This window comes from Shewanella benthica KT99, from assembly GCF_000172075.1.
Classification (GTDB): domain Bacteria; phylum Pseudomonadota; class Gammaproteobacteria; order Enterobacterales; family Shewanellaceae; genus Shewanella; species Shewanella benthica_A.
The window spans coordinates 115,359-133,570 of record NZ_ABIC01000007.1 but is presented as its reverse complement, the minus strand read 5'-3'; the positions used below and the strand labels follow the sequence as shown (position 1 = coordinate 133,570).

The following is an 18,212-nucleotide window of genomic DNA, read 5'->3' as shown; positions in this document are numbered from 1 at the left end:
TCACTATTTTCTGTAAAAAATGTATAAAAGTGTTTAAAATAAAGAGGTGAGCAATAGAAATAATTCCTAGTCGTAGCCCCCCGGTTTAGAGAGGGGTCAGACAGTAGCAGTAACGACCAACCGTGGAAGGATTCTCCATGTCAAAAAGAATGATAACCGTGATCCCTGGTGATGGGATTGGACCTAGTATTATCGACGCAGCAATTAAGATCCTCGATAAAGCAGGTTGTGATTTCGAATATGAATTTACCGATGCGGGTTTAACTGCACTAGAAAAGCATGGGGAACTATTACCTCAGCGCACTCTCGATATGATCGAGAAGAACAAGATCACTCTTAAAGGTCCGTTAACAACCCCAGTTGGTGAAGGTTTTACCTCAATCAATGTGACCTTGCGTAAGAAGTTTTGTCTTTATGCCAATATCCGCCCAGTCGTGTCTTTTAAAGGTACACAAGCGCGTTATGACAACATAGACATCATCACAGTACGTGAAAATACCGAAGGCATGTATTCGGGTCTAGGTCAGACGCTTTCTGCAGATGGTTCAACAGCCGAAGCGACCAGTATCATCACGCGTAAGGGTGCGGAGCAAATCACAGTATTTGCTTACGAACTAGCGCGCAAAGAAAATCGCAAGAAAGTCACCATAGTTCATAAAGCTAACATCATGAAGTCAACTTCGGGTCTGTTCCTGAAAGTCGCTCGTGAAGTGAGCCTACGTTACCCCGACATCACCACAGAAGAGATGATTGTCGATGCAACGTGTATGAAATTAGTCATGAACCCGGAAATCTTCGACGTTATCGTTACCACTAACTTATTCGGTGACATTCTGTCAGATCTTTGTGCCGGTTTAGTTGGCGGCCTAGGTATGGCTCCGGGGGCTAACATAGGTAAAGATGCGGCTATTTTTGAGGCTGTACATGGTAGTGCACCGGATATTGCCGGTAAGAACTTAGCGAACCCGACCTCAATTATCTTGGCTTCTATCCAGATGCTTGAATATCTGGGCATGGCAGACAAGGCTGAAAAAATTCGCGCTGCGGTAACTGCGGTGATCGCTGAAGGCGACCGCACTACACGGGATTTAGGTGGTACTCATGGTACGACTGATTTCACTCAAGCTGTGATCGATCGTCTGTAAAAAGACTCAAATCCCTAGAATCTAGATTCTAGGGATTTATTCTTCTGACGCCTTCTTTGACTTAGAAACCTTTAGTAGGATTTAACCTCAGGTGCACAGTCACCTCATCACGATCGTGATAGAGATGCTTACAAGAAAGCTCAAAATCCTTGACGTCATTTTCCTTTAAGATCTCAGTCATGGTTTCAAGGATGATCGAAACATCTTTATATCTGCTCTTCATCGGCAGTTTAAGGTTGAAGATAGCCTCTTTAAACCAACCATTGATCGCCCAAGCTTCGATAAGCTCGGCTACCCGTGACGGCTTCTCAATCATGTCACACACCAGCCAATAAATATTCTTTCTCGGTGGCTCGAAACGAAAGCCATCGGCTTGGTAATGTTTAACTTGGCCGGTATCCATTAGCGCTTGATCTATTGCCCCGTTATCAACGGCCGCCACAAACATGCCACGACGCACCAGTTGATAGGTCCAACCTCCAGGGCAAGCCCCCAAGTCAACCGTATGCATGCCACTGGTCAATCGTGTCTCATGCTCATCTTTAGGAATAAAGTGAATAAATGCCTCATCCAATTTCAGCGTTGAACGGCTAGGCGCTTCCGCTGCCATCTTGAGTCTGGGGATGCCGCAAGCATATGGCGAGCTATTATTACTCAGAGAAAATCCAACATAGGCCGTCCCAGGAGCCACGAAACAGACGTGGACAATAGGACGTTTAGGGTTTTCTTTTTCCTGCAAGATGCCCTTTTTTTTCAATTTTTGTCTTAATGGTACGGTAAACTTACGACAGAAAGTCGACAGTTCTTTCGCCTCATTAGTATCAGGCGTCTCAACCCTTAACTCACCCGCATAAGAAATTTTTGACAAGGCTTCGAGGATGGGTGAGATTCTGTCTTGTTCCGGTAGTTTCTTTAGCAACTCAGCTGCCGCAAACATCTGCCTGGCAAAGATCAAAGAGTTTAATTTGATCTTCTTCACTAAAATATCAGCGTCCCCATCCTTGAAGCACTGAAAAATCACATAGGCATCATTCTTATTGGTTTTTACGAAACCACCAATGTTGAGCGCCGCCGCATGGTGTTGTATCTCTGCAGCACAATCTTTCTCATAGCCTGCACGACAAAACAAAAATAGGTTAATCATCTAGATTCCTGAAGCTAGCCAATATTGACATTGCAATATTGATTTTTGCGAATATTAATACCATTCCATATAAGTATGTGGTCAATTCAAGGCGCATTGATGAGGAAATAGTTATTCCCTTTTAAGTCAATGTAACACAGAAAAGGAAACACTGAGAGCCTCACGCAGTGCGGGTTTCAAAGCCCTTTATGCTACGTTGAATGTTCTCGATATAGAATAACTATTAGCTTTAAACATTCGTCTTGCCTACAGCGCTTTGAACTCCCGCTGAATGATCAGATACTTACTCGGAATGGTATAGTTCGACACGAATATTAAATCGGCATGTGTAAACAAAAACGGCGACCTTATTCATAATGGCCGCCATTCTACACTGTCTAAGTTATTCGGCCAACTCTGACGCTAGCGCATCACACCAGAGCGGGCTTTATCGTTTAATCGTCGAGTTCGACCACTCTGTTTCGCCACACGGCCAATGCAATAAATAGCCAGCCCAAGAGTAAACAGAAACCGCCGATAGGCGTTATCGGTCCGGTCCATTTAGCCCCCAGTATTGCATAGGCATACAGAGAGCCGGAGAACAGCACTATGCCCCCCATAAACAGATAACCCGCCCAATCGATCAATCTAGACGGTAGCCAATGTCCCGCAAAGGCCACGGCGATTAAGGCAAAGGTATGGTAAAACTGGTATTCCACTCCTAAGTTGAAGATAGCAATCATCTCTGGCGTGGCAATCTGTTTTAAGCCATGAGCACCAAAGGCGCCGAAAGCCACCGACATGAAGCCGCTCAACGCCGCCAATAATAAAAAACCTTTACGCATCTAGCCCCCTGATAAAATCGATACTATGAGAAATTGCAGCATTAAGGTTAGCCTCTTGGCTGGTCCCTGACGACTTTCTTGGTTTAAAACTATGATCGCCGTCGGTTAACCAATGTAATCTAACTTTATCCATCACAGACCAGAGTTCCACTTGCCCTTTCCCGCCAAACTTATCTCTCTCACCCTGAATGACACACAGAGGCGCCTGACACTCTTCGATGGGTGCAAGCCTTGGCTCGCCGCCTTTGAGCGGAATGAAGGGGTAACCCAAGCAGATCACACCGTCAACAGGCGTATCGGCCGCAAGAATGGCCGCCATTCGTCCCCCCATAGATTTCCCCATCAAGATGATTCGCTTGGGGGAGTATTCTTGTTTGATGGCTTTGATGTGAATATTAAAATCTTTGAGTATCTTAGGGGCGCGATCCGGTGGACGACGCTTGCCGTCCAAGGCATTGGCGCGCATATAGGGGAAATTGAATCTAAGCACACCTATGCCATGCTCGGCACCTTTAGCTAGGAGTCCTCTCGCCATCTCTTGCATAAAATCACTGTGCATACTAGCGCCGGCGCCATGGGTGAAAATGATCAAGGTCTCATTGGGAGTTCCATCGAGCACACACTCACTCTCTAACAGTTCTGCAGTTGCTAAAGGCTCTTTAATCAGCAAACATTGACTCTCTACGGGAACATCACCTTCACGAGATTTATTAACCTGGGAGCAGTTCACTACGGGACTCCTCTGCAAACATATCTAACATCCACTCGCGAAAAGCGGCGATCTTGCCAACCTCGGCATGATTCTGCTGACAAACTAAATAATATGCGTTTTTACTGACTAAAACTTCGGAAAAAGGACACACTAACCTGCCCGCCTTAATATCGGGACGAGCAAGTACGCTGTACCCTAAGGCCACACCTTGACCATGAGCCGCAGCTTGTAATACCAATGAAGAATGACTAAACATCGGCCCTTGGTTCACATTAATATCATTAATCCCGCATTGTCTAAACCAAGCTTGCCAATCATGACGGTTGGTATCATGCAATAAGGTATGATGTTTAAGGTCACTAGGCTTATCTAATGGCTTAGGTCCGTTCAATAAAAGAGGAGAACAAACCGGGATCAACACCTCATTTTTGAGTTTATCGGCGTGTAATCCAACCCAGTTCCCCTGCCCATAAAAAATGGCAACGTCGACATCATCAGAGAGCGCATCATTGTCATCATCAACAGCCTTTATCCTGACATCGATATCTGGATTCTTCTCGCTAAATTTGGCCAATATTGGCACTAACCATTGAATAGCAAAACTCGGCGACATGCTCACAGTGAGGGAGCCTATGGCACTTCTTGCCAATAACCTATCGGTCGCATCGGCAAGTTGCACGAAGATATCTTTAATGTCGAGAAAATAGCCTTGGCCTTCTTCCGTTAACAATAAAGAACGGTTCTTGCGGCGAAATAATTTTAGGCTCAAAAACTCTTCCAGCGCCTTAATTTGATGACTCACTGCAGCTTGAGTCACAAACAACTCTTCTGCGGCGCGAGTAAAGCTGAGATGCCTAGCTGCGGCCTCGAATGCTTTCACCGCGTTCAATGGAGGTAAGCGTCTTGACATAGTGATCAGGATCTCATTTTTTAATTAGTTTTTCTAATCCGTATTGTTACATTTTATCGTTTGTAAAGGAATGCGTTTTTGGTTAAATTTAGCACCAACAAAATGACTATAGTTAGACCGCCTCTACGACGTAACTGGGGAGTGTCTGACACACACGAATGACCCGCCCGGAGGCGTCTTAATATGATAAACCTTAAAACTATTTTTGTTCTCGCTCTTCTCACTACAGCAACAAGCGTCAATGCCGATGAATTCGCCATAGACACACTGGACCTACACGCCACCATAGCCGCAGATCTTGCTGAGGGCATGGAGATGATGCAGCAAAATCTGAATGAAGACATGACCACTATGCTAATAGCCACAGAGCAAGCGGCTGAAGCCACTGCGAATGTCACGCGTTCAGAGTAACACTGTTATACCATTCCATATAAGTATCTGGTCAGTTCAGAGACTCTCAGCTTTTTCAATTCAAGGCACATTGATGAGGAAATGGTTATTCCCTTTTAAGTCAATGTAACGCAGAAGTGGAAACACTGAGAGCCTCACGCAGTGCGGGTTTCAAAGCCCTTTATGCTACGTTGAATGTTCTCGATATAGAATAACTATTAGCTTCAAACATTCGCCTTGCCTACAGCGCTTTGAACTCCCGCTGAATGATCAGATACTTACTCGGAATGGTATTAAACCAAGCCTGGCATGAACTGTTTAGGTTCTAGGTTCCAGAAGCCGCATAGCTTACTTCCAGCCGATGCGGCTTTTTTGTGTCTGTATGATGCACTTGCTAATGTCGAGGAGGCACTAATCCAGGCTGCAGCTACAACTCAGGAGCACAGGCTTCAGCGAGCTGATGAACAATATATAAAGATGTGATCGCACGGCGGAAATTTAGCTCTTCTAAAAGCAAGGCAATAAAAAGCCGCATCTTATCAGATGCGGCTAAATACTGAGGTGACCATTTCATCAGAGGCTTATGGACGGTATACCTTTACGTTCTCATAGCCTTGCTCTTGAAGATAAAGCGCCTGCAGCTTGCTCATCACACCACGATCGCAATAGAGCAGATAGGTCTTATCCTTGGCTAAGTCGGCAAATTGTGTCGCTAGCTTAAAGAAAGGAATAGCTTTAATTTCAACACCATCCACCTTGAGTGGATCACGCTCCTCCTCTTCCGGCGATCTGACGTCGATGATAACTTCACTGCAATCGACTGAGTCCACGGTTTCTGTTTCCGCTATCTGAGCATCCACGCTCTTGGCTATCTCGCGGATGTCGATGATCACGGCGGCATCGACAACACGCTCGATAAGATCTTCAGAGAATTTAAGCTCTTCGGCTTCAATCTTAGCAAGTACAGCCTTCACGGTCGGTTTTTTTGAGATAACGCCACAGTATTCTGGAATAGATTTAGAGAAATCTTCTGTGCCAATCACACGACTGATATTGATGATATCTTGCTTATCCATGGCAATTAAGGGACGAAGAATGAGTTGTTCGGTACAGCGGTCGATGACATTGAGGTTAGTCAAAGTTTGGCTAGACACTTGCCCCATTGCTTCACCAGTGACCAGAGCCTGAATCCCCATTTTATTGGCGATTTTAGTGGCTGCACGCATCATCATACGCTTGAGAACAACGCCCATCTGACCGTTATCTATTCTTTCCAGAATTTCAGTCACCACAGGATCGAACGGCACTGAGATAAACTTCACCTTGTGGGACTCGCCGTACTTCTGCCATAAATGATAAGCCACTTGCTTAACGCCGATCTCATGTTGATCGCCGCCCAGGTTAAAGAAACAGTAATGCGTTCTGGAGCCACGCTTGATGAACTGATAGCTAGAGACACCGGAATCGAAACCACCAGAAATGAGCGAAAGCACATCTTCCTGGGTCGCCATAGGGAAGCCGCCCAGGCCAGGAATACGCTTCACCACCAGATAAAGGTTCTCCCTGTCGATCTCTAAATTGATCGTCATATCGGGGTTCTTGAGTTTAACGCCCTTAGCCTCGGTGAACTGATTTAAGCCGCCACCCACATAACGTTCAACTTCGATTGACTTAAAATCATGATTACCCACACGTTTAGCGCGAACACAGAATGTCTTACCCGCGAGATCATCCTTGTACAAGGCCAATGTCTGCTGGTAAATATCATCCATCGACTCGAAGGTACTCTCATTGACCTGCAGAATGTGGGCAATACCCGGAATGCAGGCTAAACGTTCCCCAAATGATTCAATAAGATCGGGTCTATCGCTTGGTACCATCACCATGATCTTATCCCATTCGCGCTTAACCTTAGCAGCCTCATCGACTTTCTTAAGTACGTTACGGATATTGGTTTCAAGCATCTTGGTAAAACGCATTCTTACCGGTTTGCTTTTCATCATGATTTCAGGGAACAATTTTACGATAAATTTCATCAGGGTCTTCCGGGGGGATAAAGCCATAAAATAATATTGGGCGGTATTATACCAGTTCCATTAAGTAAGTGATCATTCAGCGATCATAAATTTAATGGAATTGCTATTACACCAAGAAGCGAGGGAGATTGCCTATGTTGAATTCACAGTGCTAGCAGACTGCCAAAGAGATAAAGCCAGAACAAAAAAAGGAAGTGCATCTGCACTTCCTTTTGTTTAACTGCCCAATGGCTGAACTAGGGCTTTAAATAACAAGTTCCTTATTGCCCAACGAGTATCTCATCGGAATACTTGGGCTTTCCTTGCTCGATGGCTATTTCAACTCGACGATTTCGAGCTCGATTACTCGCCGAATCATTATCGACTAACGGGTTAGTGTTAGCCATGCCAACCACTTTCATCCTGTTTTGATCGAAGCCTCTCACCTTGATCAGTTCATGGGCAACGGCGACCGCACGCTTACTCGACAAGTCCCAGTTAGAACTATAAAGCTCATTGCTGATATTCATGTCATCTGTAAAGCCCGACACAGTCACGATCCCCGGAATATCCCTGAGTAACTCGCCAACCCGGCGGATCACCGGCTTAAACCTGGGCTGTAAGAAGCCGGAACCAGAAGAGAAAGCCCCCTTTTCACGGATGCGAATGATGATCTGTTGCCCGAGAGACTCTATCTCAATCGCCCCATCGACAATCTCTTTATTGAGCTCCTGAGCCATCTTCTTCACTTGGTCGTTGATGTTTTCCTGAGCGGCAGCCTGAGCCTTAGACTCCTCCTCTGCTCTAGCTTGAGACACTGACTCTGCCTTGGCTTCGGCTTGCTCTTGCGCCGTCGCCGAAGCTTCGCCACCACGTTGCTCACCACGCTGTTGCTGTACACCTCCTGAGCTGTCATCATCACCGGCCTGATACTCCAGTGTGGGCTCAGTCATCTCATTGGTTTGCTGGTTAATTATCTCGATAGGTGTAGGCTCGGGACGCCCGGGTCTAAACTCCAGAGCAATGACTGAAGTCCCCTTGGGAATATCTTTGACTTCGACTTTATTTTGCACCCCGAAGGCATATTTCATCGAACCAGCGATCTGCTTAAATTTCATCACATCCATCTCAGAGAATGAAAGCAGGAGTACGAAGAAACACATCAGCAGCGACATAAGGTCGGCAAAGGTTGCCAACCACAAGGGCGCTCCTGGTGGAGGACAGTCACATTTAACCTTCCTCGCCATCCGGCTATTCCCCGTCCGTCGTATCTATCTGTCGCTGCCTCTCTGAAAGGTAGTTCTTTAAGAAACCTTCGATCACCCTGGGGTTTTGACCATCTTGAATCGCCAGCACCGCATCCATGATCAGGTTACGATTAAGCATCTCCTCAGCCATGCGCAGTCCCAGTTTCCCCGCAATAGGTATCGCAACCATGTTGGCTATCATCGCACCATAGAGCGTTGTTAACAGCGCAATCGCCATCGCAGGGCCAATCGACTTAGGGTCATCCATGTTCGACAACATCCCCACTAGCCCTACCAAGGTGCCGATCATTCCCATGGCTGGGGCAACATCACCAATGGCCGTAAAAATACTAATACCCATCTTATGACGCTGCTCAGTGAGTGCAATATCCTTCTCTAGCGCGTCTCGTACCACATCACCGTCATGACCATCGACTAACATATCAACCGCTTTTCGCATAAAACTATTGTTAATTTCGGCTTCTTCCAAGGCTAAAAAGCCACCTTTGCGGGCAGCATCGGCCATGTTCACCGATTGCTCTATGAGTTCATCTGGCTTATCTATCTTGAAGATAAATGCCTTAGCGCCAATTTTCACGGAACCCAGAAACTGCTTGAGGTTATATTTCATCATCACGACAAAAAACGTACCGCATATTACAATCAGCACCGAAGCGGTATCGATAAAAATACCAACACCACCACTCGTGGCCATAGCCCCTATGATAAATCCAAATGCACCGATAAGTCCGATCAGGGTTGCTAAATCCACAACTGCTCCTCAAATGAAACTGATTCCAGAGACATAGGCTCCGACCAGCATGAAATTAGTACAATGTTCAACATGAGGCCAATGTACATAGACACGCTCATATATTGAAATATGATATAATGAAAATATGATTTTAACGATTATTAATTAAGCCAGCACGGCAAAATAAATAATACCTTAGCTTCAATTATCGGACAGTTTACACGCAAGTTTAGCTTCAAATTCAATTTTTATAAAAAAACCACTGAAAAACATGCTATATGCACAAATTTACGACTGGCAGATTTGACCCTTGCCGCCACCTGCGATACCGTGTCTCACGCTAATTTCTAGGAATCCTTGTCGTGGCAAAAAAACCTGAAAACCTCACTTTTGAAGACTCTCTCACCGAACTAGAACACATAGTTTCAGCTCTTGAACAAGGGGATGTGTCACTCGACGATGCCCTAAAACAGTTTGAAAGAGGCATAAAACTGGTGCGCAACAGTCAGGGGAAGCTGGAACAAGCCCAGCAAAAAGTCTCTATATTGATGCAAGAAGATGAAAATGCCTCGCTGACCCCTTTTGATGCTGAAGGAGAATAAGTGTTAGTCGATACGATCACTCGATACCAGCAACGTGTCGATAGCCAGCTAGAAAAGATCTTTGATAATCAAACTGTCACAGATCCTAAACTCCTTGCCGCGATGAAGCACGGCGCCTTACTCGGTGGCAAACGTATACGACCTTTCCTAGTTTATGCCATCGGCGATATGCTCAGCATACCACTAAAACAGCTAGATTCATCTGCCGCCGCTATCGAATGTGTGCATGCGTATTCTCTCATCCATGATGACCTTCCGGCCATGGATGATGATGCCCTTCGCCGCGGACAGCCTACGGTTCATGTCGCCTTCGATGAGGCCGCTGCAATTCTGGCAGGCGATGCACTGCAAGCCCTGGCCTTCGAAGTCATGTGTGAACCCATTGACGAAATAGCGCCTAGGCAAAATTTAGCCATGGTTCGCGCCTTAGCCAAGGCTTCTGGCTATTCGGGTATGTGTGGCGGCCAAGCCATGGATCTGAGTGCCACGAATAAACCAATAGACTTAGCCACGCTTAGCCAATTGCACAAATTAAAAACCGGTGCGCTAATACGCTGCGCCGTCGAACTGCCTATGATTGCGGCGCAAGTATCCCAAGAAGAACAGACTCTTTTGATGGAATTTGCCGATGCCATAGGTTTAGCATTCCAGGTGCAGGACGATGTACTGGATATTATCTCCAGTACAGATGAGCTCGGAAAACCACAAGGTTCTGATTGCGAATCAAACAAAAGTACCTACCCTCAACTACTTGGATTAATGGGCGCACAGGCCACAGCCAAGAGTTTGATTGAGGATGCTCTATCAGCGCTGACAAAATTACCCTACAATAGTCAGCTAATTGCCGAATTCGCCCGTTACATCATAGAGCGAAGAGTTTAATAAAAGAGACAATGTATCTCGATGAGTTTGGATATTTCCCAATACCCTGTGCTTGCACAGGCTAATACCCCAGATGAGCTAAGACTGCTTCCTCAAGCCTTGTTGCCACAATTGGCCGACGAATTAAGAAGCTTTCTGCTTAAATCTGTGGCTAGATCAAGTGGTCACTTCGCTTCCGGACTAGGTACGGTTGAGCTCACTGTGGCCCTTCATTACGTCTATAATACGCCCTTCGATCGTCTTATCTGGGATGTAGGCCACCAGGCTTACCCGCATAAGATCTTGACCGGACGCCGTGACAGAATGCATACCATACGTCAAAAAGGGGGAATTCATCCTTTCCCATGGCGTGAAGAGAGTGAGTACGATATCTTCAGCGTCGGTCACTCGGGTACATCGATCAGTGCGGCATTGGCTATGGCCGTTGCCGCAGAGAAAGAGCAGGCCGGACGAAAAGTCGTGGCTGTCATAGGTGATGGCGCCATGACGGGGGGAATGGTATTTGAAGCAATGAACCACGCTGGCGATCTGCACAATGACATGCTAGTCGTGCTTAACGATAATGAGATGTCGATCTCAGAGAATGTGGGCGCACTCAATAATCACCTGGCCCAGCTTATGTCAGGCCGACTGTACACCACGATTAGAGAAGGCAGTAAGAAGGTTCTTCAGGGTATGCCTGTCATCAAGGAGATGGCAAAGCGCACCGAGGAGCACCTCAAAGGCATGGTCGTCCCCGGCACCATGTTTGAAGAACTCGGCTTCAACTATATCGGCCCAATCGATGGCCACGATATCGATGCTCTGGTCGAGACGATGCGCAATATGCGTAATCTATCAGGACCACAAATTTTGCATATCATGACCAAGAAAGGTCGTGGTTATGAACCTGCTGAAAAAGATCCTATCGGCTGGCACGCCGTGCCTAAGTTCGATCCATCGACGTTCGAGAAGCCAGCATCCAAGCCTAGTAATCCGACCTTTTCACAAGTGTTTGGAAAATGGCTGTGTGATATATCGGAGCAAGATGACAAGGTACTTGGCATCACCCCCGCGATGCGCGAAGGCTCAGGCATGGTTGAATTTTCTCAGCGATTCCCCAAGCAGTATTTCGACGCCGCTATCGCCGAGCAACATGCCGTCACTCTCGCTGCAGGCTTTGCCTGTGAAGGACTCAAGCCCGTTGTCGCTATCTACTCGACGTTCCTTCAGCGAGGTTACGACCAGCTGATACACGACGTTGCGTTGCAGAAACTCCCGGTACTGTTTGCTATAGACCGTGGTGGTATAGTGGGAGCCGATGGCCCAACTCACCAGGGCGCCTTCGATCTGAGCTTTATGCGCACCATACCCAACATGGTCATCATGGCGCCATCCGATGAAAATGAATGTCGTCAGATGCTCTACACAGGTTACTGCTATAAAGACGGTCCTACTGCGGTGCGTTACCCTCGAGGAAGCGCCACGGGTGAACCACAAGTCGAAGAGATGACGGCCCTGCCGATAGGCAAGGGGCTGATCAAACGACAAGGCACTAAGATTGCCATACTCAACTTCGGCACACTCTTAGCCAATAGCTTGATCGCAGCCGAATCTCTCGATGCCACAGTCGCCGATATGCGCTTCGTTAAACCCCTGGATATTGAGCTGATCAAACAACTTAGCGACAGCCATGATCTACTCGTCACGGTAGAAGAAAATGCCATCATGGGCGGCGCGGGTTCCGGAGTATTAGAGGAACTGCAACGACTGAAACGTCCTATGCCTGTGTTGCAAATAGGCCTACCTGATGAATTTATTAAGCATGGCGAACAGAAAGAGATCTTGGCCGATCTAAGACTCGACAGTGCAGGAATTCTTGCACAGATAGAAGAGTATCTTAAATAGACTTGATTGGTATATTGAAAACAAACGTATATTTCTATCTATGACCTCCAGGGATGGAGGAAATGTCATCTAGATGCCTGGAGCATCTTTGACCCATGGGAAATATACATAAGTGTTCCAGACACAAAAAAGACTGCAATTGCAGTCTTTTTTGTGTACCTAGTACCTAGGAACTTCTAACATTACGCCTTGGTATCTACCGAGCCACCACCTTGAGACACCATCACCATAGCAGGACGCAATAGACGGTCATTCAAGATGTAACCTTTCTGCATAACCATCATTACCGTATTTTCCGGGAAATCTGGGCTAGGCTGCATGCCGATAGCCTGATGATGCTCAGGGTTGAAAGCTTCACCTTGTGGGTCTATCACTTTCAGACCGAACTTATCTACGGTAGAGATAAAATTCTTGAGTGTCAGCTCAACGCCTTCATAGATAGCCTTAGCCTCTTCGGCTTCTGCATCTGTACCCTCAAGCGCACGCTCCATATTATCGATCACTGGAAGTAGCTCATTGGCAAACTTCTCCAGAGCAAACTTACGCGCCTTCTCAACATCTTGAGCTGCACGACGTCGAATATTGGCCTCCGATGCTGCAGCGCGAGTCACAGAGTCTACCTGCTCCTCGACTTTAGTTTGAGACTCGGCGAGTGCCTGCTCTAATTCTTCAATGCGGAAATTGGCTTGGGTTAACTCATCCATCAAACCGGCTTCATCTGTGCCAGTTTCAGCTTCATCAGTAGTTAGAATTTCACCTTCTACCACAGTATCGACTTGTTCTTGTTCCGCTTTACTCGATTCGTTGCTCATTCTTACTCCAGCTATAATGCTTTGTTTCTGCATGCTCTGGGCATATACTCAATTAACTTGAAAATGCTCGTTCCCGCACACCAAGTTGTTTGAACATATTATGGGGATCAAATTACCGGATTCAAGCCCTAGCAGATAATTATGCCTAAAACATTTCAAACTATCGGCCTGATTGGAAAGCCAAACCATCACGGCACTCACTTAACTCTGAAGCGCTTACACCATTGGCTGTCTATGCAAGGTTTCGATATCTTGGTAGAAGAAAGAGTCGCCGCCGAGATTGCCCCTCAATGTGAATCAGTCGATCTACTCGAATTAGGTGAGCGATGTGACTTAGCCATCGTCGTTGGCGGTGATGGTAATATGTTAGGTGCCGCTCGAGTACTTGCCAGATTCAACATAGGTGTTATCGGTGTCAACCGCGGTAACCTGGGGTTTCTAACTGACCTTCCTCCCGATTCTTTCGAGAACGCTTTGGGCGAAGTGCTCGATGGCAGCTTCGAAACTGAGTTTCGTTTCTTGATCGAAGCTCAGGTTCATCGCCACGGCCATATGAAGTCCAGTAATACCGCCGTCAACGAGGCCGTGTTGCATCCGGGTAAAGTCGCTCATATGATAGAATTTGAGGTCTATATCGATGATGTTTTCATGTACAGTCAACGTGCCGATGGCATGATAGTGTCGACACCGACCGGATCCACAGCCTATTCACTTTCCGCTGGAGGGGCCATACTGACACCCAATCTCGAAGCCTTGATACTGGTACCCATGTTTCCCCACACACTCTCTTGCCGGCCCATAGTAGTCGATGCTTGTAGCAAGATTAAGTTAGTTGTCTCACCCGACAATGGGGACAGTTTAGAGGTGAGCTGTGATGGACACGTTGCCTTACCTGTCCTTCCCGGTGACGAGATATTAATCAAGCGCAGTCATGAGCGACTCAGGCTGGTACACCCCAAGGGGCATAATTACTTCCACGTACTCAGAAGCAAGTTAGGCTGGGGAAGTAAACTCTTCTAGCGATTAATTATCAGATATATGAAAAATGGCCTGGATTAAATTCAGGCCATTTCTTTATCTCATCTGAGAAAAGTTAGGGTTGATATAAGGTAAAATCTAACTAAACCCGACTCTCGGCCGCAACCGCTTTACCATCGACAAATTTAAGCGCATAGCGCCACTTCTTCAAAAAGTGGAATCGCTTTGCTCTCCCTGTTTTCTGCCAGCCAGATCATTCCCACAATATAGGTCGCCTCCACTCTTTTAAGCGCATTTGGCGGTAATTCCTGCTGATATATCTCGAAGGAGTTCAAGGCATAATCACGCACTCTGCGATCATAATATTCCGTGTTTTTAAGTTCATTAAACGCGCTCATCAGGACACTGGCTAACAGAAGCGGGCGTTCACTGTCTGCGGCTATCTCTACCGCTTGCCTGAGTTGTGATCTGGCAAGCTTAAGTTTTGAATTGGTTATCGCCGCACCAAGCAAGGGATCGAGAACATCGACGCCATCATCACCATATTCAACTTCATAAATAGCCAAGGCTGTAAGGTAAAGTTGATGAGCCTGCTCTCTAGGCTCATTGATTGCATTCTCGCCTAGACTCTTATCTTGCAGCTCCAAAGCCGCCGCATAATTGAGCGCCAGATTGGCGGTATCTAAGCTCTTATCGCCAAACTTTTTGCGTCCTAATTCATATGACTCAGCCGAATATTTAAATATATCGGCATCATTATTGTCTGTAACAGCTTGCTGATACGCGCTATAACTTGCACTAAAGTTAGCGGTACTGTTGGAAACCCTAGCCAAACTAGTTTTGCTGAGCTCTACACTTGATGCTGTTGCCGATAATATGTAACTAGGGAGCGAGTAGCAGAGAAAGACTGACAAGCTTGGCTTTAGAGAGAGGGGAAATTGCGACATAATAAACATCCATATTTATACACAGGTAAATGAAATGGGTAAATATGCCCCATTAAATTCACACTAGCTGAATACCTTTATCGATACCAGCACAAGTAACCCGAACGATACATTTATAACATCATGGATACATTGTCGTTATCTACTTTAAATTAAAGGGGATACTTTAAAATGTCAGCCGACTCGATAGGCTCAAGAGCTTAGCTTCTATCACCTTAGCATTTATCCGCGACAAACTGATAAGCTCGAGTCGGGAGTCCATCACATCATCTAGCTCGGTAATCGTCATCTCGCCATCAACCAGATTAATTCCGGCAATACCCTCATCGGTAATCACCACGGCTTTAAAGCGTAATACCTCTAAGCTTTTCACCCAAACCAGAAGCTCATCGAAGTTAAATTCATAACTTGGGTCAAATACCCAGCCACAGCTATAAGCTCCCTCGCCCACATTTGATTTAGACACCATGCCACGCTCATCAAACTCCAATACATCGGCACTATAATCCAGCTCAAACACACTGGTTTTAGGTGTTAACAAGGATGCTGGCTTACTGGGCTTTACTGCAGGTATGACCGCTGGTTCATTTAACAATGCCATTAACTCTCGAGGCAATGCCGTAAAATCGGCCCCTGCCATACTGACTGTGAGTAAGCTGCTCTCTTTGTTGAAATACGGCTGCTGCAGGATTTTCTGCTGCAAATATTCTTTAAGATCAGACAGACTATCCCGGGTATAGAGGTCGGCCTTAGTCGCCAATATGATATCCGCGACCTCGAGTTGCTGATTGAAAATATCATGTTCGCGATAGCGTGCATCGGTGACTTTTCTGGCATCCACCAGACACAGGGTGGATTTTAATTTAATCACATTTTGATAGTGAGGCTCACTGAGTAGCTTAAGCACTTCTCTGGGATGGCCCAATCCCGTCGGTTCTATCAGCAATCTATCTGGCTTTGCCTTGGCAATAAGCTGATTGATGGCAACCTGCATAGGCACACCCGCAGCGCAGCACATACATCCACCAGCCACTTCACGGATCTCCACTCCTTCACCGCTGCCGCCCAGCAAAGCGGCATCTATGCCCACTTCACCAAATTCATTGACTAGCACGGCCCATTTCTCATTCACTGGTTTATCGGCTAACAGACGCTTGATTAGCGTGGTCTTGCCAACCCCTAGAAAACCGGTAATAACATTGGTGGCAATTGGCTTAATGATCATCTTAAGGCCCAGAACAAGTTAGAAGTAAACTAGCCATCCAGTGTAATAATTAATCCTGCAAGTCTCAACGTCTGTTACAAAGTTCCCTCGACTTTCCGTTCAAGATCAAGGCTCAAGGCCACAATTCAGATACTTAACCAAGCAATGGCCGCAACATACGTTCAAAAACAGTGCGATTGAACTCATTATTTGATCTGTTTCATATCCAATTATTGGACACCTGTATAGAATCCTATCGAAGCTCAAATAAATGAGCTCAACATAATAATTATGATGGGTCACAAAATATGAATTTTCTAAAAACTGCGGCTGCGGCTGCGATCTCGATTGCGTTATTATCAGGATGTAATGACGAAACCATTATCAACAACCCCGTTGAACCAACACCGGATAGCACTCATGTTCGCTTCGGTACATATAACTTATCATTCGATCGCAGCAGCTTCGAACAACTAGCAGCAGAGATGGCTTTAACCGCTCCTGAGCAAAATGAGTTAATGGAGAAGTGGTTCGATGAAACCTTAACTGAAGACGAACTTAAAGTGGTTGAAAAAGTCATTCAGATCCGTAACGTCGCCGCTATAATCCAGACTGAACGTCCGGCAGTATTGATGATGGGCGAATTTAACAACGATGGCATGGGTGAGAATCAAGACGCTATCAAAGGTTTTCGCTTAAACTATCTAGCGGTACCACAAAATGGCCTAGGCACGACTTCTGCTGAGAAGAAGATGCTCGAACCCATTCAATTCGCTTATTCCGAAAACTTCTCAACCAACACAGGTCTGCTCAGCGAATTCGATCTAGACCGTAACGGAACTGTAGCACTACCAGGCGATGCTTGGGGCTTCGGTTTCTACCATGGTCAATATGCCTTTGGTTTACTGTCTCAGTATCCAATCGATACAGATAACATACGTACTTTCCAAACCTTCAAGTGGAAAGACATGCCGGGTGAGACCAACCCAACCATCACTAACTGCGATGACGAAAAATATTCAATCCCACAAGGCATGAAGTGTGGCGATGAATGGTACACGGCAGAAGCTTGGGCCGAAAAGCCACTGTCTTCTAAAAACCATGTGGATGCACCTATCCTAATCCCTACTGCCGATGGCGAAAAAGTGGTTCACTTACTGCTTTCTCATCCAACGCCACCCGTTTTTGATACGCTCACACAGAACAACAAGTTGCTTAACCGTGCCGAAATTCAATTCTGGAGTGACTATGTATCTAATGCCGACTACATCTATGATGATGCAGGCGTCGAAGGCGGCTTAGGGCTAGATGCTTCTTTCGTCGTCATGGGCGATCTTAACGCCGACCCTGAAAATGGTGATGGCTTCCTCGATTCAATTAAAAACCTAATAAATCATGAACGTGTAAACGTACTGGCTACCGATGGTGTTTACGCACCAAACAGCCTAGGTTCTACTGAGTGTTATGCATTAGGTACTTGTAAAGAGAATACTTACCCGGATCGTGTTACCAGCACCTTCGGTTTACGTGTCGATCATGCAATTCCGTCAAACGATCTTAACATCATAGACTCAGGCGTATTTTGGCCTGCAAGTTTCGAAGACGGTTACATGCTAATGAATGATGAGCGTGTCGGAAAATGGGGCAACGGCAAAGATATCTCTTCCGATCACCGTTTGGTATGGATTGAAGTCGAGCTGTAATTAGCTCACTTTGAAAGCACAAGAATAAGTGCTTTATTCAGAGAGCATAAATAAAA

General features: G+C 46.1%; 17 protein-coding genes. 7 read left to right on the top strand and 10 right to left on the bottom strand.

From position 1 onward, the window contains the following. The first annotated feature begins 137 nt into the window (after window positions 1-137). Window positions 138-1,145, top strand: a complete 1,008-nt coding sequence (locus tag KT99_RS05010; RefSeq protein ID WP_040571612.1) for an isocitrate dehydrogenase — start codon at window positions 138-140, stop codon at window positions 1,143-1,145. 61 nt (window positions 1,146-1,206) lie between these two features. Here KT99_RS05010 and rlmM read toward each other — a convergent pair whose 3' ends face one another. The 4 genes from rlmM to KT99_RS04990 form a co-directional block, all read right to left on the bottom strand. After that, window positions 1,207-2,289, bottom strand: a complete 1,083-nt coding sequence (gene rlmM, locus KT99_RS05005; protein ID WP_005497645.1) for a 23S rRNA (cytidine(2498)-2'-O)-methyltransferase RlmM — start codon at window positions 2,287-2,289, stop codon at window positions 1,207-1,209. A 434-nt stretch (window positions 2,290-2,723) separates the two neighbouring features. Then, window positions 2,724-3,113, bottom strand: coding sequence for a DUF423 domain-containing protein (locus KT99_RS05000; protein WP_005497643.1), 390 nt, complete (start codon window positions 3,111-3,113; stop codon window positions 2,724-2,726). Next, window positions 3,106-3,843: an alpha/beta fold hydrolase gene (locus KT99_RS04995; RefSeq protein WP_005497641.1), complete on the bottom strand. Its 738-nt coding sequence runs from the start codon at window positions 3,841-3,843 to the stop codon at window positions 3,106-3,108. Before KT99_RS04995 ends, KT99_RS05000 begins: the two co-directional genes overlap by 8 nt. Further along, complete coding sequence (locus KT99_RS04990) at window positions 3,824-4,735, bottom strand: transcriptional regulator GcvA (RefSeq protein WP_005497640.1); 912 nt, start codon at window positions 4,733-4,735, stop codon at window positions 3,824-3,826. Before KT99_RS04990 ends, KT99_RS04995 begins: the two co-directional genes overlap by 20 nt. A 183-nt stretch (window positions 4,736-4,918) precedes the next feature. Between KT99_RS04990 and KT99_RS04985 the strand changes: the two genes are divergently transcribed. Further along, window positions 4,919-5,146, top strand: a complete 228-nt coding sequence (locus KT99_RS04985; RefSeq protein WP_005497638.1) for a hypothetical protein — start codon at window positions 4,919-4,921, stop codon at window positions 5,144-5,146. Window positions 5,147-5,706: 560 nt separating this feature from the next. On the opposite strand, the gene thiI is transcribed toward KT99_RS04985, so the two are convergent. The 3 genes from thiI to pomA all read right to left on the bottom strand — a co-directional run bounded on the left by thiI (window position 5,707) and on the right by pomA (window position 9,159). Then, window positions 5,707-7,161 carry a tRNA uracil 4-sulfurtransferase ThiI gene (thiI, locus tag KT99_RS04980; protein WP_005497635.1) on the bottom strand — a complete coding sequence of 485 codons (1,455 nt, stop codon included), beginning with the start codon at window positions 7,159-7,161 and terminating at the stop codon, window positions 5,707-5,709. A 260-nt stretch (window positions 7,162-7,421) separates the two neighbouring features. Continuing rightward, window positions 7,422-8,387, bottom strand: a complete 966-nt coding sequence (locus KT99_RS04975; protein ID WP_040571611.1) for a flagellar motor protein MotB — start codon at window positions 8,385-8,387, stop codon at window positions 7,422-7,424. Window positions 8,388-8,391: 4 nt separating this feature from the next. Further along, window positions 8,392-9,159, bottom strand: coding sequence for a flagellar motor protein PomA (pomA, locus tag KT99_RS04970; protein ID WP_005497631.1), 768 nt, complete (start codon window positions 9,157-9,159; stop codon window positions 8,392-8,394). 344 nt (window positions 9,160-9,503) lie between these two features. On the opposite strand from pomA, the gene xseB reads away from it, so the two are divergent. The 3 genes from xseB to dxs are packed head-to-tail and all read left to right on the top strand — an operon-like array spanning window position 9,504 to window position 12,512. Next, window positions 9,504-9,743: an exodeoxyribonuclease VII small subunit gene (gene xseB / locus KT99_RS04965; protein ID WP_005497630.1), complete on the top strand. Its 240-nt coding sequence runs from the start codon at window positions 9,504-9,506 to the stop codon at window positions 9,741-9,743. Further along, complete coding sequence (ispA, locus tag KT99_RS04960; protein WP_005497628.1) at window positions 9,744-10,625, top strand: (2E,6E)-farnesyl diphosphate synthase; 882 nt, start codon at window positions 9,744-9,746, stop codon at window positions 10,623-10,625. A 21-nt stretch (window positions 10,626-10,646) separates the two neighbouring features. Continuing rightward, window positions 10,647-12,512, top strand: coding sequence for a 1-deoxy-D-xylulose-5-phosphate synthase (dxs, locus tag KT99_RS04955; RefSeq protein ID WP_005497626.1), 1,866 nt, complete (start codon window positions 10,647-10,649; stop codon window positions 12,510-12,512). A gap of 182 nt (window positions 12,513-12,694) precedes the next feature. On the opposite strand, the gene grpE is transcribed toward dxs, so the two are convergent. After that, a complete protein-coding gene (gene grpE, locus KT99_RS04950) occupies window positions 12,695-13,324 on the bottom strand; it encodes a nucleotide exchange factor GrpE (RefSeq protein WP_005497625.1) in 630 nt (209 codons plus the stop codon). 141 nt (window positions 13,325-13,465) lie between these two features. Here grpE and nadK point away from each other — a divergent pair, with 141 nt between their 5' ends. After that, window positions 13,466-14,344, top strand: coding sequence for an NAD(+) kinase (gene nadK, locus KT99_RS04945; RefSeq protein ID WP_005497624.1), 879 nt, complete (start codon window positions 13,466-13,468; stop codon window positions 14,342-14,344). 143 nt (window positions 14,345-14,487) lie between these two features. Here nadK and KT99_RS04940 read toward each other — a convergent pair whose 3' ends face one another. Both KT99_RS04940 and KT99_RS04935 read right to left on the bottom strand, forming a co-directional pair. Further along, window positions 14,488-15,249 (bottom strand): hypothetical protein, encoded by a 762-nt coding sequence (locus KT99_RS04940; RefSeq protein ID WP_050774317.1) that lies wholly within the window; start codon window positions 15,247-15,249, stop codon window positions 14,488-14,490. A 166-nt stretch (window positions 15,250-15,415) separates the two neighbouring features. Continuing rightward, the gene (locus tag KT99_RS04935; RefSeq protein ID WP_005497616.1) at window positions 15,416-16,474 is read right to left on the bottom strand and encodes a CobW family GTP-binding protein; all 1,059 of its coding nucleotides are present in this window, start codon (window positions 16,472-16,474) and stop codon (window positions 15,416-15,418) included. Window positions 16,475-16,761: 287 nt separating this feature from the next. Here KT99_RS04935 and KT99_RS04930 point away from each other — a divergent pair, with 287 nt between their 5' ends. Continuing rightward, a complete protein-coding gene (locus tag KT99_RS04930) occupies window positions 16,762-18,156 on the top strand; it encodes an endonuclease/exonuclease/phosphatase family protein (RefSeq protein ID WP_005497615.1) in 1,395 nt (464 codons plus the stop codon). Window positions 18,157-18,212: the final 56 nt, after the last annotated feature.

Excerpts from the sequence above, each read along its gene's own strand:
- KT99_RS05010 (WP_040571612.1), top strand. The coding sequence starts at position 138 with ATGTCAAAAAGAATGATAACCGTGATCCCTGGTGATGGGATTGGACCT.
- rlmM (WP_005497645.1), bottom strand. The coding sequence starts at position 2,289 with ATGATTAACCTATTTTTGTTTTGTCGTGCAGGCTATGAGAAAGATTGT.
- KT99_RS05000 (WP_005497643.1), bottom strand. The coding sequence starts at position 3,113 with ATGCGTAAAGGTTTTTTATTATTGGCGGCGTTGAGCGGCTTCATGTCG.
- KT99_RS04990 (WP_005497640.1), bottom strand. The coding sequence starts at position 4,735 with ATGTCAAGACGCTTACCTCCATTGAACGCGGTGAAAGCATTCGAGGCC.
- KT99_RS04985 (WP_005497638.1), top strand. The coding sequence starts at position 4,919 with ATGATAAACCTTAAAACTATTTTTGTTCTCGCTCTTCTCACTACAGCA.
- thiI (WP_005497635.1), bottom strand. The coding sequence starts at position 7,161 with ATGAAATTTATCGTAAAATTGTTCCCTGAAATCATGATGAAAAGCAAA.
- KT99_RS04975 (WP_040571611.1), bottom strand. The coding sequence starts at position 8,387 with ATGGCGAGGAAGGTTAAATGTGACTGTCCTCCACCAGGAGCGCCCTTG.
- dxs (WP_005497626.1), top strand. The coding sequence starts at position 10,647 with ATGAGTTTGGATATTTCCCAATACCCTGTGCTTGCACAGGCTAATACC.
- grpE (WP_005497625.1), bottom strand. The coding sequence starts at position 13,324 with ATGAGCAACGAATCGAGTAAAGCGGAACAAGAACAAGTCGATACTGTG.
- nadK (WP_005497624.1), top strand. The coding sequence starts at position 13,466 with ATGCCTAAAACATTTCAAACTATCGGCCTGATTGGAAAGCCAAACCAT.
- KT99_RS04940 (WP_050774317.1), bottom strand. The coding sequence starts at position 15,249 with ATGTCGCAATTTCCCCTCTCTCTAAAGCCAAGCTTGTCAGTCTTTCTC.
- KT99_RS04935 (WP_005497616.1), bottom strand. The coding sequence starts at position 16,474 with ATGATCATTAAGCCAATTGCCACCAATGTTATTACCGGTTTTCTAGGG.
- KT99_RS04930 (WP_005497615.1), top strand. The coding sequence starts at position 16,762 with ATGAATTTTCTAAAAACTGCGGCTGCGGCTGCGATCTCGATTGCGTTA.